Genomic DNA, 22,516 nt, shown 5'->3' with positions numbered 1-22,516 from the left:
GGGGGCGGGACCGGGCATGTGAAAACCTATCTCGGTCTCGACGGATTTCGTTTCGGCTGGGTTGCCGCGTGGATCGATGAGCGCGGCGATCATGGGTTCGACTATTCGCCAGGGCTGACGCGCCTGCTCGCGATTCCGCATGCGCGCGCGATGATCGACATGCCGATCGGGTTGCAGCCGAGCGGCTATCGCGCGTGCGACCTGCGGGCGCGCGAATTGGTGGGCCCCGCCGTATTCCTCGGGGCTCGCCGCGACCTCTGGACGTTTCCCGACATGGCGGCCGCCAATCGCCATTACTGGAAGCACGAAGGCAAGGGCAGGGGCGTCTCGGCGCAACTCTGGAATATCAGGGACAAGATCAGGGAGGTGGACGAGATCATGACGCCGGAGCGCCAGGCGACAATCGGCGAAGCACATCCGGAATTGATCTTCCGGAATCTCGCCAGCGGAGTCCGACTGGCGAAGAAGACCTCGGCGGAAGGTCGCGAGCAGCGCATCGCACTGCTGGCGCAGCGCGGCTTCACGCGCTTGCCGGAATGGCTGACGCAGCGCCACGGCACCGGCATCGGTCGCGACGATCTCATCGATGCCTGCGCATGTGCGATTGCGGCGCGGGACAGCACGCAGCGCGTCGGCGATAATGAGATCGATCCGCGCGGTCTGCGGATGGAGATCAACTACTGAGACGTTCGGATGGTGGATCTCAAGTCTGGGAAAAACAGGCAATTTATTTGAACCCAGCAGGAACTGGCCGTGGTCGGTCCGCGTTCCCTATGCGAACCGAAATTGAGAGAAGCTCGTACTACGATGTATGATGCCAGTCAGTTAGCGACCGCGATGCTCACACTCGTTTTCGCCGGGGCGTTGTTCGTCACCGGGCAGTCCTTCATCGAGCAGCGCGTCCAGCACGATGTGCTCTATGCCACCAGTCATCTGCTGCGGCCATTATGACCGGATTTCGCGGCTGAATATTGATGTGACGACGTCCCGGCCTTGCGCCATGTCCCGGCTCGCCTAGATTAGGCGGACTCTCACGCAAGCAGCCGGGGTTCCGATGTCTGATCTGTCCGCCTTTCCCATCACCAAGCGCTGGCCTGCCAAGCATCCGGAATTGCTTCAGCTCTATTCGCTGCCGACGCCGAACGGCGTCAAGGTCTCCATCATGCTGGAGGAGATCGGACTGCCTTACGAGGTTCATCTGGTCGATTTCGGCAAAGACGATCAGAAGACGCCGGAATTTCTCTCGCTCAATCCCAACGGCAAGATTCCGGCGATCCTCGATCCCAACGGCCCCGGCGGCAGGCCGCTGGCGCTGTTCGAGTCGGGCGCGATCCTGCAATATCTCGCGGAGAAGACCGGCAAGCTGCTGCCGCAGGACGCGGCGCGGCGCTACCAGACCATCCAGTGGGTGCACTTCCAGATGGGCGGCATCGGGCCGATGTTCGGACAGGTCGGCTTCTTCCACAAATTCGCCGGCAAGGATTTTGAGGACAAGCGCCCGCTGGAGCGTTACGTGGGCGAGTCCAAGCGTCTGCTCGGCGTGATGGACGCGCATCTTTCAGGCCGGCAGTGGTTCATGGATGACGATTACACCATTGCCGACATCTCCATGCTCGGCTGGGTGCGCAACCTCGTCGGCTTCTACGGCGCGGGCGATCTCGTTGCATTCGGCCAGTTCAAATCGGTCGGTGCCTGGCTCGAACGCGGCCTGGCGCGGCCGGCCGTGGAGCGCGGATTGAACATTCCGAAGCGTCCGTGAAACTAGCTCAGCGCCTTGTAGCTCATGTAGAGCGCCATAAGCGCGACGAGCCCGATCATGCTCCGGCGTAGTGCCACTTTGCTGACGCCGTTGGCCGCGCGGGCGCCGAGATCGGTGCCGATCCAGAGGCCGGCAACGATGCCGAGGATGGCCGGCCGGCCGACCATCAATCCCTTGCTCCAGTAGATCCAGGCAGCCGGAACGTTGGTCGGGACGACCGAGAAGATCAGGCTGACGAGTTGCGCCTGATGTTGCGGCACGCGGAGTCCGACGGCGAGGCCGACCGTGATCGCGAGCCCGCCGCCGATGCCCATGAAGCCGGAGGAAAAGCCCGCGAGCACGCCGATGAGGAGCAGGGGGAGCCAGGGAAGTTGGTCGCGTTCACCGGTCCCGCTGCCGCCGTCCTTGCGGTCACGGCGCAGGATCAAAAGCGCGATCAGCGCGACGAGATAGGCGACATAGGTCCATTGCAGGACCAGATCGGAGACGGCGGCCGCGGCATAACCGCCGCCCGCGCCGCCGATCAGAAATCCGATGCCGATCCAGACGATCCATGACAGCGGGCTACGATTGCCGTTCTGCCAGTAGCGGCGCACGCCGGCGAGGCCGGTCGGTGGAATCTGCGTGATCAGCGACGTGCCCTGGGCGACGTGTTGCTCTGCGCCGAGCAGCAATACGCTGAAGATGACGAGGCCGCCGCCGGGGCTCGTTCCCATGAAGCCCGAGGTCAATCCACTGACGAGACCGACGCCGGCACCAGCAAGAAGGTCGTACATCCCCGACATCGGTCACGCCCGCGTTCGTCGCTTGATGTGCGGCTTGGCGGTGCGAAAGCCGTCGATCACGGCGTCGACTGCCGCCATGCAGCCGGCGATGTCAAAATCCTCGCCCCAGCATTTCTGGAGCACAAAGCCCTGGAAGGTTGCGATGAGCACGCGCGCGATTGCATCCGCGCCGAGGTCGCGCTTGATCAGGCCGTCGTGCTGGCCACGCTCGACCAGGGTCGCGATCAGGGCCCGCGGCATGTCGATGCCTTCAACCACGCTGCTGCGGACACGGTGGTTGCGCAGCGCTTCGGCCCAGCCGTGAATGCCGACGCGGCGCCGCGCTTCGCCCGCGGGATCGGTGAGCCATTGCGCGTAGACGCGCACCAGCGCGTGCAGTCCCTCGATCGCATCTCCGGAGCCTTGTGCGACCGAGTTGAGAACGGCCTCGCGACGATGCCTGTCGTCGGCGAGCGCCTCGATCAGATCGTCCTTGCTCTGGAAGTAGAGGTAGACCGCGCCGTGGCTCAGGCCCGATCGCTTGACGATATCGGCCATGCCGGTCTGGTGAAATCCGTCTTCGGAGAAGCAGGCGAGGGCCGCCTCGAGGATCTGCTGCCGCCGGTCTTCACGCTTCTGGTCGCTGATCTTGGGCATCCGTCCCGTCCGTAAATAACTGACAGATCGATCGTTTTGGTTGGTGGCCGCAGGAACGTTAGGAAGGCGGTTTATAAAAAACGATCAGTCAGTCAGTTTTATCCGTAAAGGATGATCGTGGTCAAGTCCGGAGGATTTGACCGAGGAGGCTGGACGCTGAGGGGCCGGTGGGAGAAGAGCCGCCGCTAGAACAGCCGCCCGCCGTTCGGCACCGGCTTGCTCGGCTGCATCAGCACGACCTTGCCGTCGGCGTCAGGAAAGCCGAGCGTCAGCACCTCGGAGACCACGGGTCCGATCTGGCGCGGCGGGAAATTGACGACGGCAGCGACCTGCTGTCCCACCAGCGTCTCGAGCGGATGGTTCTCGGTGATCTGCGCCGAACTCTTGCGCACGCCGATGGCCGGGCCGAAGTCGATCCACAGCCGCCAGGCCGGCTTGCGCGCCTCGGGAAAGGGCTTGGCGTCGATGACGGTGCCGACGCGGATATCGACTGCGAGGAACGTGCTGAAGTCGATGGTCGGCGAGGCGGATGCGGCGGGATCGTGGGTGACGTGCATGGTGTGTCCGTTCGGAAGATGTCGAAAGCGTCGTTCGCAACATTGTCGCGCGATGTGGGGTTGCGTACAACGCGAGGGGACGTAAAACGCGAGGACCGGCTTGCCCAACACCATCTACGGCATCAAGAACTGCGACACCATGAAGAAGGCCCGCGCCTGGCTCGACGCCCATGGCGTTGCCTACGAGTTCCACGATTACAAGGCCGCTGGCGTGGAGAAGGACAAGCTCAAGCAATGGAGCGACAAGCTCGGCTGGGAGACCTTGCTCAATCGCGCCGGCACGACCTTCAAGAAACTGCCGGATGCCGACAAGGAAGGCTTGACCGAGAAGAAGGCGCTGTCGCTGATGCTAGCGCAACCATCGATGATCAAGCGGCCGGTGCTCGAAATCGGCGGCAAGCTCCTGGTTGGCTTCAAGCCCGACATTTACGACAAGGAAGTCGGCGCCGAAGCGCGCAAGGGCTGATCAAGAGCTAGTTCAGCTCGATGATCTCGGGCGGGACCTCGGGACCGCCGGACTGATCGGCGAATTCGACGATTTCGGCGGCGGCAATGCGGCCAGGGGCGCGGTGAAACAGGTCGCGGTCGATCACCACGCGCAGTTTCGGCCGCGGCAGCGCGTCACTTCCGCGCAGCAGATTCTTGATCTCGAAGCCGCCATCCTCGCAGAACGTCTTGAGCGAAGCGATGACGTGGCTGACCTTGTCGTCGGTCAGGAACGGCAGCAGCAGCCGTTCATAGGCGACGACGCGACCGTAGATGTCGTCGACATCGGCAACGCTGTAGACCGGAAGGCCGCGCGCCACGCATTCGTGGTAGATCGGCATCACGAATGGCGCGAGAAGCGGCCCGACATAATCCTCCAGCAGAACGCCCTTGCCGGTATGGCCATAGGCGCGCGAGATTCGCGTGCCCTCGCTCTGGATGGTCAGGCGCGGCGTCGGCGCCGAATTGTCCACGGTGTAATAGATGAGATCGGACAGCTCTTCCTCGAGTCGCGCAGGCTGATATTCCCAGATCGCCGGCGCGGTCTGCTGGCGCGCATAAAGTCGCAGCCACGTGTTGAGCAGGTCACGCTGCTTGATCGACTTGATGGCGGAGGGAGCGGCGCTGGCGAAATCCAAAACAATATCCCGACGAATGAAACGCGCGCATGATCTCGCTTGCGGTAAAATTTTTGATGAAGGCTGGCGCGCGGGACCAAAGACCGTTAACGACGACTTGATGACCGGTGTTTTGCGAACCGGGAGGCCGGCAGGCGACATCACAAAGCCTCCAACTAAGGGAGCATAAGACTCCCGGCCAAAGGCCTGACCTGCTCAGCTTTCCGCCTTGCCTAACCCCCGTCACCTCCGGCATATTCCGCGCCCGGAGGCGGCGTTCCGGGACAGGCTCCAAAGCCTCGGAAAGCCGAAGGAAACAAGGATAGCCGCGCGCATTGCGCGGGCAGGGGGAATTCTGTTTGGCCGATGAGTTCATTCTCGAAACGGAAGGCTTGACCAAGGAGTTCGCGGGCTTCTTTGCCGTCCGCGACGTTGCGCTCAAGGTTCGCCGTGGCAGTATCCACGCGTTGATCGGGCCGAACGGTGCCGGCAAGACGACGTGCTTCAATCTTCTGACCAAGTTCCTCAAACCGTCTGCCGGAAAAATCCTGTACAAGGGACAGGACATCACCGCGATGGCGCCAGCTGACGTGGCGCGCCTGGGACTGGTGCGTTCATTCCAGATTTCGGCGGTATTTCCGCACATGACTGCACTGGAGAATGTCCGCGTAGCGCTCCAGCGCCAGCACGGCAGCTCCTTCGATTTCTGGCGCTCCAAGTCGGTGCTGAATCAATTCAACGAACGCGCGCGCGAGTTGTTGAACGATGTGGGTCTCAGCGAGTTCGCCAACACGCCGGCGGTCGAGATGGCCTATGGGCGCAAGCGCGCGCTCGAGATCGCAACCACGCTCGCGCTCGATCCGGAGATGATGCTGCTGGACGAGCCGATGGCCGGCATGGGCCACGAGGACATCGACAAGATCGCGGCGCTGATCAAGCGCATCTCGGCAAAATACACAATCCTGATGGTCGAGCATAATCTGAGCGTGGTGGCCAACCTCTCCGACATCATCACCGTGCTCACGCGCGGGCAGGTGCTTGCGCAGGGCCACTACAGCGAACTCACCAAGGACGAGCGCGTCAAGGAAGCCTATCTGGGAGCGGGTCATGCCTGAGACTGCAATGACCGAGGCGCCAGTGAAGGCCGCATCCGGCGGCAACATTCTCCAGGTTCGCAACTTGGAGGCCTGGTACGGCGAGTCCCACATCCTGCACGGGATCAATTTCGACGTGAATGCGGGCGAGGTCGTCACGCTGCTGGGCCGCAACGGCGCCGGCAAGACGACCACGCTGAAATCGATCATGGGCATCATCGGCAAACGCGCCGGCTCGATCAAATTCAACAACCAGGAGATCATTCGCGCGACCTCCGACAAGATCGCGCGGATGGGTATTGCGTTCTGCCCGGAGGAGCGCGGAATCTTCTCCAGTCTCGACGTGCGGGAGAACCTGTTGCTGCCGCCGGTGGTGCGCGCAGGCGGATTGCCGCTCGAGCAGATCTTCGACCTGTTTCCGAACCTGAAGGAACGCCTCAACAGCCAGGGCACCAAGCTCTCCGGCGGTGAGCAGCAGATGCTCGCGATCGCGCGAATCCTGCGCACGGGCGCGAGCTTCCTGATGCTTGACGAGCCGACCGAAGGTCTGGCGCCTGTCATCATTCAGCAGATCGGCCACACCATAGCGCGACTCAAGAAGGAGGGCTTCACGATCCTCCTTGTCGAGCAGAACTTCCGTTTCGCATCCACCGTCGCCGATCGCTATTACGTCGTCGAGCACGGCAAGATCATCGACGGATTTGCCAATGCGGAGCTTGCCGCCAACATGGACAAGCTTCACACCTATCTCGGCGTCTAGTGCGGCCCAAAGTGGGGCGGACAAGAGCGACGGCGAAGAGAGAATTTACGAGGGAAGTCACATGAAAAAGTCGATTGCATCGTTGTTGCTCGGCACGGCGTTGGCCGTGACCACCGCTGGCGCCGGCTTCGCACAGGACAAGACCGTCAAGATCGGCGCGTTGTCCGACCAGTCCGGCCTCTATGCCGACCTCGGCGGTCCCGGCTCGACGCTCGCCGCCCAGATGGCCGTCGAGGATTCCGGCCTCGCGGGCAAGGGCTGGAAGATCGACATCATCTCCGGCGACCACCAGAACAAGCCGGACATCGGCACCGCGATTGCGCGGCAGTGGTTCGACGTCGACAAGGTCGACCTCATCGTCGACGTGCCGAACTCCGGCGTGGCGCTCGCCGTCAACAACGTCGTCAAGGAAAAGAACGGCGTCTACATCAATTCGGGCGCGGCGACCTCGGACCTCACCAACGCGCAGTGCTCGCCCAACACCGTGCACTGGACCTATGACACCTACATGCTGGCCCACACCACCGGTCAGGCGCTCGTGAAGGCCGGTGGCGACACCTGGTTCTTCCTGACTGCCGACTATGCCTTCGGCGCAGCGCTCGAGCGCGACACCACGGCGGTGATCACGGCCAATGGCGGCAAGGTGGTTGGCGGCGTCAAGCATCCGCTGAATACGCCGGACTTCTCGTCCTTCCTGCTGCAGGCGCAGGCCTCCAAGGCCAAGATCATCGGTCTTGCCAATGCCGGCGGCGACACCACCAACACCATCAAGCAGGCAGCCGAGTTCGGTATCGTCAAGGGCGGCCAGAAGCTCGCCGCGCTTCTGCTGTTCCTCACCGACGTCAAGGCGATCGGTCTGGAAACCGCGCAAGGCCTGAACTTCACCGAGACGTTCTACTGGGACATGAACGACCAGACCCGGGCCTTCTCCAAGCGCTTTGCGGAGAAGATGAAGAACAGCGCGCCGCCGACCATGGTTCAGGCGGGCGTCTATGCGGGCGTGCGCCACTATCTCAAGGCGCTGGAAGCGCTGGGCGGCAATCCGCATGACGGTCTCAAGGTCGTCGAGAAGATGAAGTCGATGCCGACGGAAGACGATCTGTTCGGCAAGGGCGAGATCCAGCCCAATGGCCGCACCATTCACAACGCCTATCTGTTCGAGGTGAAGAAGCCTTCCGAGTCCAAGGGACCGTGGGACTTCTACAAGCTCGTCGGCACGGTGCCGGGCGACCAGGCCTTCACGCCGCTGTCCGAAAGCAAGTGCGCGCTGCTCAAGAAGTAAGACCAACAGCCCGCCGGCGGCGAGCCGGCGGGCGCTCCAAAGCGTTTTCGAGCGAAGTGGATACCGGTTCGCGTAAAGAAGACGCGTCAGAACAACGAGCCCCGTTCCGATTCCATCGGAGCGGAAATGGCTCTAGGGAACGCCGAAGGGACTGGGTGCTGGATCGATGCAGGCTCTCTACGCACAGCTACTGGTGGGATTGATCAACGGCTCGTTCTACGCGCTGCTCAGTCTCGGGCTTGCCGTGATCTTCGGCATGCTCAACATCATCAATTTCGCCCATGGCGCGCTCTACATGATGGGCGCCTTCGTCGCCTATTTCCTGCTGAACCTCGGCGGCATCAACTACTGGTGGGCGCTGCTGCTGGCGCCGATCATCGTCGGCATCTTCGGCATGATCCTGGAGCGGACCATGCTGCAATGGCTGACCGGGCTCGACCATCTCTACGGACTGCTGCTGACCTTCGGCATCGCGCTGATCGTGCAGGGCGTGTTCCAGAACTATTTCGGCTCCTCCGGCCTGCCTTACGCCATTCCGGACCAGCTCAAGGGCGGCATGAATCTCGGCTTCATGTTCTTGCCCGTCTACCGCGGCTGGGTCGTCATCTTCTCGCTGGTGGTGTGCCTGGCGACCTGGTTCCTGATCGAGAAGACCCGGCTCGGCGCCTATTTGCGCGCCGCCACTGAAAATCCGACGCTGGTGCGTGCCTTCGGCATCAACGTGCCGCGGATGATCACGCTCACCTACGGCCTCGGCGTCGGTCTTGCCGCGCTCGCGGGCGTGCTCTCGGCGCCGATCAACCAGGTCCGGCCGCTGATGGGCGCCGACCTCATCATCGTCGTGTTCGCGGTGGTCGTGATCGGCGGCATGGGCTCGATCATGGGCTCCATCATCACCGGCTTCGCGCTGGGCGTGATCGAGGGCCTGACCAAGTATTTCTACCCCGAGGCCTCCAACACCGTCGTCTTTGTGCTGATGGTGCTGGTGCTCTTGGTGAAGCCAACGGGATTGACGGGAAGGGCAGCCTGAGATGACAGCCTTGACGGACGACACGCTGCCGATGAGCCCGCGCGCGATGCGTGACGAGATGATCGCCTTCGTGGTGATGGCGCTGCTGCTGGCGTCGGTGCCCTTTACCGGGGTCTATCCGTTCTTCGTGATGCAGGCGCTGTGCTTTGCGCTGCTCGCCTGCGCCTTCAATCTCCTGATCGGCTATGGCGGCCTGTTGTCGTTCGGCCACGCGATGTTCATGGGCACCGCCGGCTATTGCAGCGCGCACGCGCTGAAGGTGTGGGGGCTGCCGCCCGAGCTCGGCATCCTCGTCGGCATCGCCGCGGCATTCGGGCTGTCGCTCATCACCGGCTACATCTCGATCCGCCGCCAGGGCATCTATTTTTCGATGATCACGCTGGCGCTGTCGCAGCTCCTGTATTTCATCTACCTCCAGGCGCCGTTCACCCATGGCGAGGACGGCATCCAGGGCATTCCGCAGGGGCACATGTTCGGCGTGCTCGATCTGTCCAAGCCGACGGTGCTCTATTACGTCGTGCTGGCCGGCTTCCTCGCGGGCTTCCTGCTGATCTACCGCATCATCAACTCGCCGTTCGGCGAGGTTCTGAAGTCGATCCGCGAGAACGAGCCGCGCGCGATCTCGCTCGGTTACCGCACCGACCAGTACAAGTTCCTGGCATTTGTGCTGTCCGGAACGCTGGCCGGCTTTGCCGGTGCGCTGAAGGTATTCGTGGCGCAGAACGCCTCGCTCACCGACGTGCACTGGTCGATGTCGGGCGAAGTGGTGCTGATGACATTGGTCGGCGGCCTCGGCACCATCTTCGGTCCCGTGGTCGGCGCCTTCGTGATCATCGCCATGCAGCAATATCTGGCGGGCTTCGGTCAGTGGGTGACGGTGATCCAGGGCTCGATCTTCGTGATCTGCGTGCTCACCTTCCGCCGTGGCGTCATCGGCGAAATCGCGCATTACTTCCGGCGATCGCTTTAAGCGATTGATATCGCAGAAGATTTATTGCCGACCGAATCCGGTGGATGATCCGGCGCCGCGGGCGCGAGTTTGCACGCGCGCGGAGCCAAAATGGTCTATGACGGTTTCGTGACGGCTCATTCGGGCCGGGTCATTTCCAACCGGTAGACTTATTCCCATGATGCGTTGGTTTCGCGCTTTCCTGCCCAAGGAAGAACGGTTCTTCGACCTGTTCGACCGCCATGCCCAGACCGTGATCCAGGGCGCGATCGCGCTTCAGGGGGTGCTGAACGGCGGCGAGGAGACGCCGGTCTATTGCCAGCGCGTCAGCCAGTTCGAGAACGATGCCGACAACATCACGCGCGAGGTGCTGACGGCGGTGCGGCGCACCTTCATCACGCCGTTCGACCGCGGCGACATCAAGAACCTCATCACCTCGCTCGACGATGCCATCGACCAGATGCAGCAGACGGCGAAAGCCGTGATGCTGTTCGAGGTCCGCACCTTCGAGCCGCCGATGCGCGAAATCGGCGCGCTTCTGATCGAATGCGCCAATCTGGTCGGACGTGCGCTGCCCTTGATGCAGGCGATCGGCCCGAACGTTGCGATGCTGACCGCGATCACGGAGGAACTGACCAAGCTCGAGGGCCGTGTCGACGATCTCCACGACATCGGTCTGAAGGAGCTGTTCCTCAAGCACCGCAACGGCAGCGCGATGGATTTCATCGTCGGCGTCGAGATCTACGATCACCTTGAAAAGGTGGCCGATCGCTTCGACGACGTCGCGAACGAGATCAACAGCATCGTCATCGAGCAAGTTTAGGCAGGGCCGGGCCGTGGATGCTGCGTTGGGTCTTCCCATCCTGGTCGGACTGATCGCCGTAGCGCTGCTGTTCGACTTCCTGAACGGCTTGCACGACGCCGCCAATTCGATCGCGACCATCGTCTCGACCCGGGTGCTGCGACCGCAATTCGCAGTGATCTGGGCTGCGTTCTTCAATTTCGTCGCGTTCATGGTGTTTGGGCTTCACGTCGCCCAGACCATCGGCACCGGCATCATCGATCCCGCGATCGTCGATGCCCAGGTGATCTTCGCGGCGCTGGTCGGCGCCATCATCTGGAATCTCGTGACCTGGGCACTGGGCATTCCGTCGTCGTCCTCGCATGCGCTGATCGGCGGCCTCGTCGGCGGCGGCATGGCCAAGGCCGGAATATCGGCGGCGGTCTGGAGCGGACTGACCAAGGCGGTTCTGGCGATCGTGCTCTCGCCGCTGGTCGGCTTCCTGCTTGCGATGATGCTGGTCGCGATCGTGTCCTGGGCCTCGGTGCGCTCGACACCGTTCGCCGTCGATCGCGCCTTCCGCATCCTGCAATTCGCCTCCGCCTCGCTTTATTCGCTCGGCCACGGCGGCAACGACGCGCAGAAGACCATGGGCATCATCGCCGTGCTGCTCTATTCGCAGGGCCATCTCGGCGGCGAATTCACGGTGCCGTTCTGGGTGGTGCTGTCGTGCCAGGCGGCGATGGCGCTGGGCACGCTGATGGGCGGCTGGCGCATCGTTCGCACCATGGGCCTGCGCATCACCAAGCTGACGCCGATGCAGGGGTTCTGCGCCGAGACGGGGGGCGCAGCGACCCTGTTCATGGCGACCTTTCTCGGCGTTCCCGTCTCGACCACGCATACCATCACCGGTGCCATCGTCGGCGTCGGTGCGGCCCGTCGCGTTTCGGCGGTGCGCTGGAACGTGGCGAGCTCGATCGTCTATGCCTGGGTGATCACGATCCCGGCCTCGGCCATCGTCGCGGCGCTGAGCTGGTGGGCCGTGCAGATCTTCAAGTAACGAGCTTCAGCCCGACGATGCCGGCCACGATCAGCCCGATACTGGCGAGGCGGAGCGCCGTGGCGGGCTCGCCGAACAGCATGATGCCCAGCGTCGCAGTGCCGACCGCCCCGATGCCGGTCCAGACTGCATAGGCCGTTCCGACGGGCAACGACTTGAGGGCAAGTCCAAGCAGGATGACGCTGCCGGCCATGGCCGCCAGCGTGATGGCGGAGGGAACCAGCTTGCTGAAGCCTTCGGTGTATTTCAGGCCGATCGCCCAGGTGATCTCGAGAAGCCCGGCGACGAACAGGATGCTCCAGGCCATGACGACCCTCCATTCAAGGCAGGGCCGTCCCCGCGAGGCCAATATGCTGACAAGCAGGGAGGTCGTCCTCCCCAAAGACCTACTAGAAGCCCGATATGGGGCTGGCTGAAGGGCTCCGCAATCACCAAATGAGGCTTGATTGGGCCCATTTTCCCTGCCAAACGCTCCCGCCATGTCCGACATCGCCACCACAGCCGACTCGCCGGCCCGTTCCCCGCTTGCCACCGAAGTGGCGCGCCGACGCACCTTTGCGATCATCTCGCACCCGGACGCCGGCAAGACCACGCTGACCGAGAAGCTGCTGCTGTTCGGCGGCGCCATCAACCTGGCCGGCCAGGTCAAGGCCAAGGGCGAGCGGCGCAACACGCGTTCGGACTGGATGAAGATCGAGCGCGAACGCGGCATCTCGGTCGTGACCTCGGTGATGACCTTCGAGTTCGAGGGCCTCGTCTTCAACCTGCTGGACACGCCGGGCCACGAGGACTTTTCGGAAGACACCTACCGCACGCTCACGGCGGTCGATTCCGCCGTCATGGTGATCGACGCCGCCAAGGGCATCGAAGCGCGAACCCGCAAGCTGTTCGAGGTCTGTCGCCTCCGCGACATCCCGATCATCACGTTCATCAACAAGATGGATCGCGAGAGTCGCGATGTTTTCGAGCTGCTCGACGAGATCGAGAAGACGCTGGCGCTCGACACCACGCCGATGACCTGGCCGGTCGGCCGCGGTCGCGACTTCCTCGGCACCTACGACGTCGTCAATGGCGGCGTGCGCCTGCTGGAAGGCGGCGGCGCCAAGACCGGAGCCGCGCAGCAGATCGAGATCGAGGAGCTGGCCAAGCTCAACGCCAATCTCGACGTCGGAGCGGTAAAGGACGAGCTCGAGCTCGTGACCGAGGCCTCAAAGCCGTTCGAGCTCGAGGCGTTTCGGGAGGGGCATCTGACGCCGGTCTATTTCGGCAGCGCGCTGCGCAATTTTGGCGTCGGCGACCTCTTGGAGGGCCTTGGCAGGTTTGCGCCCGAGCCGCGCGCGCAGGACAGCGATCAGCGCAAGGTCGAAGCCACCGATCCGCGCATGAGCGCCTTCGTTTTCAAGATCCAGGCCAACATGGATCCGAACCACCGCGACCGCATTGCGTTCGCGCGCCTCTGCTCCGGCAAGCTCAGCCGCGGCATGAAGGCGAAGCTGGTGCGCACCGGCAAGAGCATGCCGCTGTCGAGCCCGCAATTCTTCTTTGCCCAGGACCGTTCGGTCGCGGACGAAGCCTTTGCCGGCGACGTCGTCGGCATCCCCAATCACGGCACGCTGCGGATCGGCGACACGCTGACCGAAGGCGAGGATTTCAATTTCGTCGGCGTGCCGAGCTTCGCGCCGGAAATCGTCCGCCGTGTTCGTCTTACCGACGCGATGAAGGCGAAAAAGCTCAAGGAAGCACTTCAGCAGATGTCGGAAGAGGGCGTCGTTCAGGTGTTCCGTCCGCGCGACGGAGCGCCGGCGCTGGTCGGCGTGGTCGGCGCGCTGCAGCTCGACGTGCTCAAGGCGCGGCTCGAGGCGGAATATTCGCTGCCGGTCGAGTTCGAGGTGAGCGAGTTCCAGCTCGCGCGCTGGGTCTCCTCGGAGGATCGCAAGAAGCTCGATACTTTCATCGCCGCCAACACCTCCAGCATCGCCGACGACGTCGATGGCGATCCCGTGTATCTGGCCCGAAACGAATTCTACCTCGGCTACACCAGGGAACGCGCCGAGGGCATCGAGTTCACCAACGTCAAGGACGTCAAGAAGAAGGGGTAGCGCGCTCCCCGGCTGTTCGAGCGCGAGCATGTGAACGGCGGTGGGCTTGACGCTATCGCGGCCGGTGCCACGTTTCCCTCACGTGACATCGCGAGTCCGAAGCATGTGGCGCTGCATTCTCGTTCTCATACTGTTGGCGATCTCGACGCTCGCCGCCGACGCGCAGCGGCGCCAGATCAATCCGATCCCGTTTGCGCATGAGCCGTGCAGCGTTCTCGATAGCCGGCCCTGCACGCCGTCCTATTGCAGTCCGCTCGAGCCCGGCCCCTGTATTCCCGAGATCGATTATCCCTACGGACAGAACCTCCAGCTCACGGTCGAGAGCGTGCCGGCTGAAGCTGACCGGGCCAAATACCAGAAGCCAGACCACGATCTCGATACGATCGGCGATCTCTTCGCCGAGCTGCGCACCTGCTGGTCGCCGCCGTCGGACAATGCGCGGACGGGAATGCAGATGTCGGTGCGCTTCAGTTTCAACAAGGCAGGGGGCCTGATCGGCCCGCCGCGCCTGACATACGCGACTGCGGGCATCCCTGTTGATACCCGCACAGCCTACCTTGATGCGATCAATTCATCGCTGAAGGCGTGCCTGCCTCTGAAATTCACCAGCGGACTCGGCGGTGCGGTCGCCGGGCGGCCGATCGCGATCCGCTATGTCGATAACCGCGAGACCGGCAAGTAGCGCATCAGTTGCGACCGGCGGCCAATCGATGATACGCCATACCCGGGGGCGCTGCATGAGGGGAGGATGTCGTGGGTCTGCTGGTCATGATCCTGGGGCTGGTGCTGTTTTTCGCCGCCCATGTATTTACAACGAAACGTGATGCGCGCGCGCAGGCGATCGCGCGGCTGGGCGAGGGGACCTACAAGATCCTCTATTCGGTCGTCTCGCTTGCGGGACTGGCGCTGATCGTCTGGGGCTTTGGCCATTACCGCGCGACCGGCTGGATCGATGTCTGGTATCCGCCGAAAGCGATGAAGCACATCACGGTCGCGCTAATGCTGCCTGCCGTGATCCTGGTGGTCGCGTCCTATCTGCGCGGCCGCATCTATGCGACGCTGAAGCATCCCATGCTCGCCGGCGTCAAGCTGTGGGCCGCGGCGCATCTGCTCGCCAATGGTGATCTCGGCTCCATCATCCTGTTCGGCTCGTTCCTGGGCTGGGGCGTATATGACCGCATTTCGCTGAAGCATCGCAAGGACGCCGGCGGCCCGCCGATTCCGGTGGGCGGTGTCACCAACGATCTGATCGCGGTTGCGGTCGGCATCGTCGCCTATCTGGCGCTGGCGTTCGCGTTCCATCCTGTCGTGATCGGTGTTCCCGTGATGGGCGGCTAGCCGATCGGCGCAAGACTTCACCTCGATGCCGATGCGCGGAAGGTGACAAGAGCAACAAGACAAGGACCCTCCGATGGACTGGTCGCAATCTCAGATTCCGCCGATGCGGTTCGAGGCGCGTTTTGGTGATCGGGTGGTCCCGGTCTTCGCCGATCGGCCGGCAAGTCTCTGGGCGATGATCTCGGAGGCTGTCGTGCGCAACGGCGATGGCGAAGCGCTCGTCTGCGGCAATGTCCGGCTGAGCTGGCGGCAGGCCGTGGAGCAGGCCGCGCGGATTGCATCGGGCTTTCGCAAGCTCGGCCTGCAACGCGGTGATCGCGTCGCGATGCTGCTCGGTAACCGCATCGAGTTTCCGCTGCTGCTGTTCGCAGCCGCGCATGAGGGGCTGGTCACGGTGCTGCTCAGCACACGCCAGCAGAAGCCGGAGATCGCCTATGTGCTCAGCGATTGCGGTGCCAAAATCCTGATCCACGAAGCGGCGCTCGCCGAGCGGCTGCCCGATGCGCAGGATGTGCCTGACGTGGTCCATCGCATCGCCATCGACGGCGATCCGGCTCTGTCGCGCTTCGCGGTGCTCGCCGACAACGCGCCGGCCCCCGTGCCGGTCGACGTGGGCGAGGAGGACACCGCAATGATCCTCTACACCTCGGGCACCACAGGCAAGCCAAAGGGCGCGATGCTCGCCCATTGCAACATCGTGCATTCCTCGATGGTGTTCGTGTCCTGCCTGAAATTGACGGCAGCCGACCGCTCGATTGCAGCCGTTCCGCTCGGTCACGTCACCGGCGCCGTCGCCAACATCACGACCATGATCCGCTGCGCTGGCGCGCTGATCATCATGCCGGAGTTCAAGGCGGCCGATTATCTCAATCTCGCCGTGCGCGAGCGCGTCACCTACACGGTGATGGTGCCGGCGATGTATAATCTTTGCCTGCTGCAGCCGGATTTCGACAGCTATGATCTATCGAGCTGGCGCATCGGCGGTTTCGGCGGCGCGCCGATGCCGGTTGCGACCATCGAGAAGCTCAAGGCGACGATCCCAGGCCTCAAGCTTGCGAACTGCTACGGCGCGACCGAGACGACGTCACCGTCGACGATCATGCCGGGCGATCTGACGGAGAGCCATATCGACAGCGTCGGCCTGCCATGTCCGGGCGCGCGCATCGTTGCGATGGGGACGAACGGGCGCGAGCTGCCGCCCGGCGACATCGGCGAGCTCTGGATCCAGAGCGCCTCCGTCATCAAGGGCTACTGGAACAACGCGAAAGCGACGGCCGAGAGCTTTACCGCAGGCTTCTGGCATTCCGGCGATCTCGGCTCGGTCGATGCCGAAGGGTTCGTCCGCGTGTTCGACCGGCAGAAGGACATGATCAACCGCGGCGGCCTCAAGATCTATTCGGCCGAGGTCGAGGCCGTGCTGGCCGGTCATCCCGCCGTGGTCGAGAGCGCGATCATCGCAAAGCCGTGCCCGGTGCTCGGCGAGCGCGTCCATGCCGTCGTGGTCACGCGGATGCAGGTCGGCAGCGACGATCTGCGGGCCTGGTGCGCCGAGCGGCTGTCCGACTACAAGGTCCCGGAGACGATGACGGTTACCGCCGAGCCGCTGCCGCGCAATGCCAATGGCAAGGTGGTGAAGCGGCAGCTGCGGGAGCTGCTGGTCGGGGCCTGACTCGGGTCGGTGGGGCACCGGGATATCCCGGATCGCGCGTTAACGCCTTGATCGGGCTTGCTTTGCCTTGCCACCGCCATATCGATAGGGTATCGCCGCCGCGACGTGGGGACGGGCTTTTGACGCGCACACTCTGGCGCGGCTCCCGGCCGGGCATGGGATTAGCTTAAGTGTCTGAATTATTTGACGAAGTCGACGAGGAAGTACGTCGGGAACAGCTCAAGAAGCTGTGGGACAAATATTCGCTCTACTTCATCGCCCTGATGGTGCTGATCGTGGCGGCCGTGGGCGGCTGGCGCGGTTACCAGTATCTGGAGGCCAAGAAGGCCGCCGAGGCCGGAGCGACCTTCGAGAAGGCCGTTGAGCTGTCGGAGCAGGGCAAGCACGCCGAGGCCGAGACGGCGTTCGCCGATCTGGCCGCCAAGGCTCCGTCTGGCTATCGCACCCTGGCGCGGCTCCGCGCTGCGGCCGAGGTGTCGGCCCGCGATCCCAAAGCAGCGGCCAAGATGTATGACGACATCGCCGCCGACAGCGGCGTCGGCAGTGAGTGGCGGGATCTCGCCAAGGTTCGCGCCGCCAGTCTGCTGGTGGACAGTGCGAGCTACGCCGACATCCAGCAGCGGCTGGAAACGTCTGCCGAACCCAAATCGACCTTTCGGCACAGCGCGCGCGAGATGCTGGCGCTGTCGGCCTGGCGCAACAACGACATGAGCGCGGCCCGCAAATGGCTCGACGCGATCGCCGAGGATGGCGAAACGCCGCCGGGCCTGCGCTCGCGCGCCGAGGCGCTGCAGGCTTTGCTGCCGCCCGTCGCCAAGAGCTGAAGTTGAGAGCAACTGAAGCTTGAGAGCTGACGGCCCCGAGAGCTGAGACGAGATACCGATATGCGCCGTACGCCACGTTTGATCGCAGCTGCCGTCCTGATCGCCTTTACGGGCCTCCTGGGCGGCTGCTCCAGCGGCGGATTCGATCCGAGCGATCTGCTCGACTTCCTCGACACCAAGAAGAAGCTGCCGGGCGACCGCAAGCCGGTCTTCCCCGAGGGCGTGCCGGGTCTCGAGCAGGGCGTGCCGAAGGACATGTACAAGGGCGCGCAGCAGGATCCGAACGCGCCCGCCGTCGCAGCGTTGCCGGCCGAGCCACCGCCCGCTGAGGCGGCCAAACCGTCGAAATCCGCCAAGGGCAAGAAGAGCAAGCAGCCGGCCGCGGCCGCTGTTGCACCTGCTGAGGCGCCGTCGGGCGAGGTCGACGGCGAGGCGCAGCCCGAGGCGGCGCCAGCTCAGGCCGCTCCGCCGCCCAAGCACAAGATCGTCCGCAAGCGCACCACCGCACCGCCGCCGGACCAGCAACCCGCACAGCAGCCGGCACAGACCACCCAGCAACAGCAGACGCAGGGCGCCTTCCCGGCGCCGATGCCCAGCGGCAGTTTCTCGCGCTGATATTTTTCACTGAATTGACAGGCGCTACCTCGACGGCGCACGAATGACCAATGTCCTTTACGATTGCCATTATCGGCCGGCCCAATGTCGGCAAGTCGACGCTGTTCAACCGCCTGGTCGGACAGAAGCTCGCGCTTGTCGACGATCTGCCCGGCGTCACCCGCGACCGCCGCGAGGGTGAAGCCAGGCTCGGCGATCTCGAATTCACCATCATCGATACCGCCGGTCTCGACGAGGGCGCCAAGGGCTCGCTGACCGCGCGCATGCAGGAGCAGACCGAGACTGCGATCGCGCAGGCCGATGCGCTGTTCTTCGTGATCGATGCCCGCATCGGCCTCACGCCGACCGATCGCGCCTTCGCCGATTTCGCCCGCAAGGCCAACAAGCCGGTGCTGCTGATCGCCAACAAGAGCGAAGGCAAGCATGGCGATGCCGGCGCGATGGAATCCTTTGCGCTCGGCCTTGGCGATCCCATCCAGGTCTCCGCCGAGCATGGCGAGGGCATGGGCGAGCTCTACGACGCGCTCGCCAAGCTGATGCCGGCGCCCGTCGAGGAGGATGAGGCCGAGGACGACGAGCCGCTCACCGAGGAAGAGGCCGCAACGCGCCCGATCCGGGTCGCCATCGTCGGCCGTCCCAATGCCGGCAAGTCGACGCTGATCAACCATCTGCTCGGCGAGGAGCGCCTGCTGACGAGCCCGGAGGCCGGGACCACGCGCGATTCCATCGCGGTCGAGATCAACTGGAAGGGCCGCGATTTTCGCGTGTTCGACACCGCAGGTCTTCGCCGCCGCTCGCGCATCGAGGAGAAGCTAGAAAAGCTCTCCGTCGCCGATGCGCTACGCGCGGTGCGCTTTGCCGAAGTCGTCGTGATGATGATGGACTCGCAGAACCGCTTCGAGGAGCAGGATCTGCGCATCACCGACCTGATCGAGCGCGAGGGCCGCGCGGTCGTGCTCGCCGTCAATAAATGGGATCTGATGGAGACCAAGGGCGGCGGCGCGATCTCGACGCTGCGTCGCGACGCCGACCATTGGCTGCCGCAGCTCAAGGGCGTGCCGATCGTCGCCGTCTCCGGTCTGATGGGCGAGGGCATCGATCGCCTGATGCAGGCGATCCAGGATGCCTATGCGCTCTGGAACAGGCGCGTGCCGACCTCCGCACTCAATCGCTGGTTCGAGCAGGCGATCCAGGCCAATCCGCCGCCCGCGGTCTCCGGCCGCCGGCTGAAGCTGAACTACATCACCCAGACCAAGGCGCGCCCGCCGAGCTTCGTGTTGTTCTGCTCGCGCGCGGACGCGGTGCCGCAGTCTTACCTGCGCTACCTCGTCAATTCGATGCGCGAGGCCTTCGACCTGCCGGGCACGCCGGTGCGCATCACCCTGCGCGAGAAGGCCAACCCATTCGCCCACAAGCGCAAGCGGCCGTCGTGAGCGGCGAGGCCGGCGAGGCGATAGCGCAGAGCGCAGCGCCGGTCCGGCGCGGGGCGGTTGCCTTCATCTTCGTCACCATCCTGCTCGACATGCTCGCGCTCGGCGTGATCATGCCGATCCTGCCCAAGCTGATCGAGAGCTTTGTCGGCAACGACACCGCGCATGCGGCGCGCATCTTCGGCCTGTTCGGCACCGCCTGGGCGCTGATGCAATTCGTGTTCTCGCCGCTGCTCGGCGCGCTGTCGGATCGCTTCGGACGGCGGCCGGTGGTGCTGCTGTCGAATTTCGGGCTTGCCGCCGACTACGTGCTGATGGCGCTCGCGCCGTCGCTGACCTGGCTGTTCGTCGGCCGTGTGATCTCCGGCATCACCTCGGCCAGCATCTCGACCGCCTTTGCCTATATCGCCGACATCACGCCGCCGGAGCGGCGGGCGGCGGTGTTCGGTAAAATTGGCGCGGCCTTCGGCGCCGGATTCATCCTCGGCCCGGCGCTGGGCGGCCTGCTCGGTGACATCGATCCGCGACTGCCGTTCTGGGCGTCGGCAGCCCTGAGCTTTGCCAATGCGATCTACGGCCTGCTGATCCTGCCGGAATCGCTGGCGTCGGAAAAGCGCGCGGCGTTCCGCTGGATCAGCGCCAATCCGGTCGGCGCGGTGCATCTGTTGCGGTCCAATGCAGAGCTGACGGCGCTGTCGGTCGTCAATTTCATCGCGCAGGTCGCACATGTCGTGCTGCCCTCGACATTCGTGCTCTATGCCACCTATCGCTATGGCTGGGATTCGAAGACCGTTGGATTGACTCTCGCGATGGTCGGCGTCTGCACCATGGTGGTGCAGGGGCTCGCGATCAGCCCGATCGTGCGCCTGCTTGGCGAGCGCGGAGCCCTGTTGCTGGGATTGTGCTGTGGCGCCGTCGGATTTGTGATCTTCGGCAGCGCGCCGACCGGACCGCTGTTCTGGCTCGGCATTCCCGTGATGTCGCTGTGGGGAATCTCGGGCGCCGCACTCCAGTCGCTGATGACGCGGCTGGTCGCTCCCGATCAGCAGGGCCAGTTGCAGGGCGCGACTGGAAGCGTACAGAGCGTGTCGCAGCTCGTAGGCCCGTTCCTGTTCACGCTGACATTTTCATATTTTATCGGCAGCAGCGCGCCGCTGCATTTGCCCGGCGCGCCGTTCTTGCTGGCCGCAGCCTTGATGGTGGTGTGCGTGGCCATCGCGGTGCGGGTGTTGGCGACGGCGAAGACGTGAACGTTTTCGTCATGGCCGGGCTTGTCCCGGCCATGAACGTCGAGGAGATAGTGTACGATCGCTACGCGGTCACTTCTTCACCAGCGGGCACTCGCTGTCCTTGAGCGGCCTGGCGGCATCTTCCGCCGGAATGTTCGCGACCAGCTTGTAATAGTCCCACGGTCCCTTCGACTCCTCCGGCTTCTTCACCTCGAACAGATAGGCCGGGATGATGCGGCGGCCGTCCTCGCGGAGCGGGCCCTTGCCGAACAGCGGATCGTCGGTCGGGATTTCCTTCATCTTGGCAACGACCTTGGCGCCGTCATGCGGATTGCCACCGAGCGCCTCGAGCGCCTTGAGGTAATGGATTACGCCGGCATAATTGCCGGCCTGGGTCATCGACGGCATCGCCTTGTTGGCGGTCCTTTCCTGGAAGCGCTTCGACCAGGCACGGGTGTTGTCGTTCAGGTCCCAGTAGAAGGATTCGGTGAAGGTCAGGCCGTGCGCGGTCTTGAGACCGAGCGAGTGGACGTCGTTGATGAAGAGCAGCAGAGCGGCGAGCTTCTGGCCGCCCTCGACGATGCCGAACTCGGCCGCCTGCTTGATCGAATTGGTGGTGTCGCCGCCGGCGTTGGCAAGCCCGACGATCTTGGCTTTCGAGTTCTGTGCCTGGAGCAGGAAGGACGAGAAATCGGAGGTGTTGAGCGGATGCTTGACGCCGCCGAGCACCTTGCCGCCATTCGCGGTGACGACCGCGCTGGTGTCGCGCTCGAGCGCGGCGCCGAAGGCATAGTCGGCCGTCAGGAAGAACCAGCTGTTGCCGCCGGCCTTGGTCAGCGCCTTGCCGGTGCCGTTGGCCAGCATGTAGGTGTCGTAGGTGTAGGAGATGGTATTGGCGTTGCAGGCCTTGCCGGTGAGATCGGCGCTGGCGCCGCCATTGTTGAGCAGGACGACGTTCTTTTCCTTGGCGACGTTGCTGACCGCCAGCGCCACGCCGGAGTTCGGCGTGTCGGTGATCATGTCGACCTTCTGGGTGTCGATCCACTGCCGCGCGATGTTGACGCCGACATCAGGCTTGTTCTGGTGATCGCCGCTGACGACCTCGATCTTCCAGCCCTTGGCAGCCAGACCGGAATCCTCCACCGCCATCTTGACCGCCACCACGGAGCCGGGACCCCCGATGTCGGCGTAGAGGCTGGACATGTCGTTGAGCACGCCGATCGTGACGGTCTTGTCCTGGGCGGAAGCAGATGATGCAATCCCGAGAGCGGCGGCACAGGCCAGAAAGGCCGCAGAGCGGCGCGCGAACATCGTCGTCATAAAAGGTTTCCTCCATTGTCAAATATGCGGACGGCTCTCTTGCGGAGCCTTGTTCCAGCTGATGGCTGTACCGTGTCCCGCAGGCCCCGGCAATGCGCCTAAAGCCGGATGACGCTGCGTCCTCGCGTCACCCGGTTAACTTTTGGAAAAAATGCGTTGAGGCGCTATTTCAGCGCGTCCGAGGTCAGCTTGAATA

24 protein-coding genes are annotated in these 22,516 nt (G+C 63.8%); 18 read left to right on the top strand and 6 right to left on the bottom strand.

Going from position 1 to position 22,516, the window contains the following annotated elements; genetic code table 11:
- Positions 1-18: 18 nt before the first annotated feature.
- On the top strand, positions 19-684 hold the full coding sequence (locus ACWAT4_RS23485) for a DUF429 domain-containing protein (RefSeq protein ID WP_449728164.1): 666 nt from the start codon (positions 19-21) through the stop codon (positions 682-684).
- 370 nt (positions 685-1,054) lie between these two features.
- Positions 1,055-1,759, top strand: a complete 705-nt coding sequence (locus tag ACWAT4_RS23480) for a glutathione S-transferase family protein (RefSeq protein WP_212299329.1) — start codon at positions 1,055-1,057, stop codon at positions 1,757-1,759.
- A 2-nt stretch (positions 1,760-1,761) separates the two neighbouring features.
- Here the strand turns inward: ACWAT4_RS23480 and ACWAT4_RS23475 are convergent, their stop codons facing one another.
- From ACWAT4_RS23475 to ACWAT4_RS23465, 3 genes are all read right to left on the bottom strand, one after another.
- Positions 1,762-2,544 carry a sulfite exporter TauE/SafE family protein gene (locus ACWAT4_RS23475; protein WP_449728163.1) on the bottom strand — a complete coding sequence of 261 codons (783 nt, stop codon included), beginning with the start codon at positions 2,542-2,544 and terminating at the stop codon, positions 1,762-1,764.
- Between the two features lie 3 nt (positions 2,545-2,547).
- Positions 2,548-3,180: a TetR/AcrR family transcriptional regulator gene (locus ACWAT4_RS23470; RefSeq protein WP_212427971.1), complete on the bottom strand. Its 633-nt coding sequence runs from the start codon at positions 3,178-3,180 to the stop codon at positions 2,548-2,550.
- A 185-nt stretch (positions 3,181-3,365) separates the two neighbouring features.
- Positions 3,366-3,737, bottom strand: a complete 372-nt coding sequence (locus tag ACWAT4_RS23465) for a tRNA-binding protein (protein ID WP_212427972.1) — start codon at positions 3,735-3,737, stop codon at positions 3,366-3,368.
- A 100-nt stretch (positions 3,738-3,837) separates the two neighbouring features.
- Here ACWAT4_RS23465 and ACWAT4_RS23460 point away from each other — a divergent pair, with 100 nt between their 5' ends.
- Complete coding sequence (locus ACWAT4_RS23460; protein ID WP_449728162.1) at positions 3,838-4,203, top strand: ArsC family reductase; 366 nt, start codon at positions 3,838-3,840, stop codon at positions 4,201-4,203.
- A gap of 7 nt (positions 4,204-4,210) precedes the next feature.
- Here ACWAT4_RS23460 and ACWAT4_RS23455 read toward each other — a convergent pair whose 3' ends face one another.
- A complete protein-coding gene (locus tag ACWAT4_RS23455) occupies positions 4,211-4,861 on the bottom strand; it encodes a hypothetical protein (protein ID WP_449728161.1) in 651 nt (216 codons plus the stop codon).
- Between the two features lie 338 nt (positions 4,862-5,199).
- Between ACWAT4_RS23455 and ACWAT4_RS23450 the strand changes: the two genes are divergently transcribed.
- The 7 genes from ACWAT4_RS23450 to ACWAT4_RS23420 all read left to right on the top strand — a co-directional run bounded on the left by ACWAT4_RS23450 (position 5,200) and on the right by ACWAT4_RS23420 (position 11,796).
- Positions 5,200-5,955, top strand: a complete 756-nt coding sequence (locus tag ACWAT4_RS23450) for an ABC transporter ATP-binding protein (protein WP_212299335.1) — start codon at positions 5,200-5,202, stop codon at positions 5,953-5,955.
- Positions 5,948-6,694 carry an ABC transporter ATP-binding protein gene (locus ACWAT4_RS23445; RefSeq protein ID WP_212427975.1) on the top strand — a complete coding sequence of 249 codons (747 nt, stop codon included), beginning with the start codon at positions 5,948-5,950 and terminating at the stop codon, positions 6,692-6,694. The genes ACWAT4_RS23450 and ACWAT4_RS23445 overlap by 8 nt, the downstream gene beginning before the upstream one ends.
- A gap of 61 nt (positions 6,695-6,755) precedes the next feature.
- Positions 6,756-7,976, top strand: a complete 1,221-nt coding sequence (locus ACWAT4_RS23440) for an ABC transporter substrate-binding protein (RefSeq protein ID WP_212427976.1) — start codon at positions 6,756-6,758, stop codon at positions 7,974-7,976.
- Positions 7,977-8,142: 166 nt separating this feature from the next.
- Positions 8,143-9,006 carry a branched-chain amino acid ABC transporter permease gene (locus ACWAT4_RS23435; RefSeq protein ID WP_027557529.1) on the top strand — a complete coding sequence of 288 codons (864 nt, stop codon included), beginning with the start codon at positions 8,143-8,145 and terminating at the stop codon, positions 9,004-9,006.
- 1 nt (position 9,007) lies between these two features.
- Positions 9,008-9,976 carry a branched-chain amino acid ABC transporter permease gene (locus ACWAT4_RS23430; protein ID WP_212299338.1) on the top strand — a complete coding sequence of 323 codons (969 nt, stop codon included), beginning with the start codon at positions 9,008-9,010 and terminating at the stop codon, positions 9,974-9,976.
- Between the two features lie 157 nt (positions 9,977-10,133).
- Complete coding sequence (locus ACWAT4_RS23425; protein WP_212299339.1) at positions 10,134-10,778, top strand: DUF47 domain-containing protein; 645 nt, start codon at positions 10,134-10,136, stop codon at positions 10,776-10,778.
- A 13-nt stretch (positions 10,779-10,791) separates the two neighbouring features.
- Positions 10,792-11,796 carry an inorganic phosphate transporter gene (locus ACWAT4_RS23420; protein WP_449728160.1) on the top strand — a complete coding sequence of 335 codons (1,005 nt, stop codon included), beginning with the start codon at positions 10,792-10,794 and terminating at the stop codon, positions 11,794-11,796.
- On the opposite strand, the gene sugE is transcribed toward ACWAT4_RS23420, so the two are convergent.
- Positions 11,789-12,103, bottom strand: coding sequence for a quaternary ammonium compound efflux SMR transporter SugE (sugE, locus tag ACWAT4_RS23415; protein WP_212299341.1), 315 nt, complete (start codon positions 12,101-12,103; stop codon positions 11,789-11,791). The genes ACWAT4_RS23420 and sugE overlap by 8 nt on opposite strands.
- A 172-nt stretch (positions 12,104-12,275) precedes the next feature.
- Between sugE and ACWAT4_RS23410 the strand changes: the two genes are divergently transcribed.
- The 8 genes from ACWAT4_RS23410 to ACWAT4_RS23375 all read left to right on the top strand — a co-directional run bounded on the left by ACWAT4_RS23410 (position 12,276) and on the right by ACWAT4_RS23375 (position 21,021).
- Positions 12,276-13,895 carry a peptide chain release factor 3 gene (locus ACWAT4_RS23410; protein ID WP_212299342.1) on the top strand — a complete coding sequence of 540 codons (1,620 nt, stop codon included), beginning with the start codon at positions 12,276-12,278 and terminating at the stop codon, positions 13,893-13,895.
- A gap of 103 nt (positions 13,896-13,998) precedes the next feature.
- Entirely contained in the window at positions 13,999-14,577 is a 579-nt protein-coding gene (locus ACWAT4_RS23405; protein ID WP_212427977.1) for a hypothetical protein, read from the top strand.
- Between the two features lie 71 nt (positions 14,578-14,648).
- Positions 14,649-15,233 carry an NnrU family protein gene (locus tag ACWAT4_RS23400; protein ID WP_212299344.1) on the top strand — a complete coding sequence of 195 codons (585 nt, stop codon included), beginning with the start codon at positions 14,649-14,651 and terminating at the stop codon, positions 15,231-15,233.
- 73 nt (positions 15,234-15,306) lie between these two features.
- Positions 15,307-16,902, top strand: coding sequence for a class I adenylate-forming enzyme family protein (locus tag ACWAT4_RS23395; RefSeq protein WP_449728159.1), 1,596 nt, complete (start codon positions 15,307-15,309; stop codon positions 16,900-16,902).
- A gap of 170 nt (positions 16,903-17,072) precedes the next feature.
- On the top strand, positions 17,073-17,726 hold the full coding sequence (locus ACWAT4_RS23390; RefSeq protein WP_212443720.1) for a tetratricopeptide repeat protein: 654 nt from the start codon (positions 17,073-17,075) through the stop codon (positions 17,724-17,726).
- A 60-nt stretch (positions 17,727-17,786) separates the two neighbouring features.
- Positions 17,787-18,341, top strand: coding sequence for a hypothetical protein (locus ACWAT4_RS23385; protein ID WP_449728158.1), 555 nt, complete (start codon positions 17,787-17,789; stop codon positions 18,339-18,341).
- A 50-nt stretch (positions 18,342-18,391) separates the two neighbouring features.
- Positions 18,392-19,774 (top strand): ribosome biogenesis GTPase Der, encoded by a 1,383-nt coding sequence (gene der / locus ACWAT4_RS23380; RefSeq protein ID WP_449728157.1) that lies wholly within the window; start codon positions 18,392-18,394, stop codon positions 19,772-19,774.
- Positions 19,771-21,021 carry a TCR/Tet family MFS transporter gene (locus ACWAT4_RS23375; protein ID WP_449728156.1) on the top strand — a complete coding sequence of 417 codons (1,251 nt, stop codon included), beginning with the start codon at positions 19,771-19,773 and terminating at the stop codon, positions 21,019-21,021. The genes der and ACWAT4_RS23375 overlap by 4 nt, the downstream gene beginning before the upstream one ends.
- 69 nt (positions 21,022-21,090) lie before the next feature.
- Here ACWAT4_RS23375 and ACWAT4_RS23370 read toward each other — a convergent pair whose 3' ends face one another.
- Positions 21,091-22,320, bottom strand: a complete 1,230-nt coding sequence (locus ACWAT4_RS23370) for an ABC transporter substrate-binding protein (RefSeq protein ID WP_212299350.1) — start codon at positions 22,318-22,320, stop codon at positions 21,091-21,093.
- Between the last annotated feature and the right edge of the window lie 196 nt (positions 22,321-22,516).

The organism is Bradyrhizobium sp. T-1, assembly GCF_053592855.1.
This window is presented reverse-complemented; position numbering and strand designations above follow the sequence as displayed.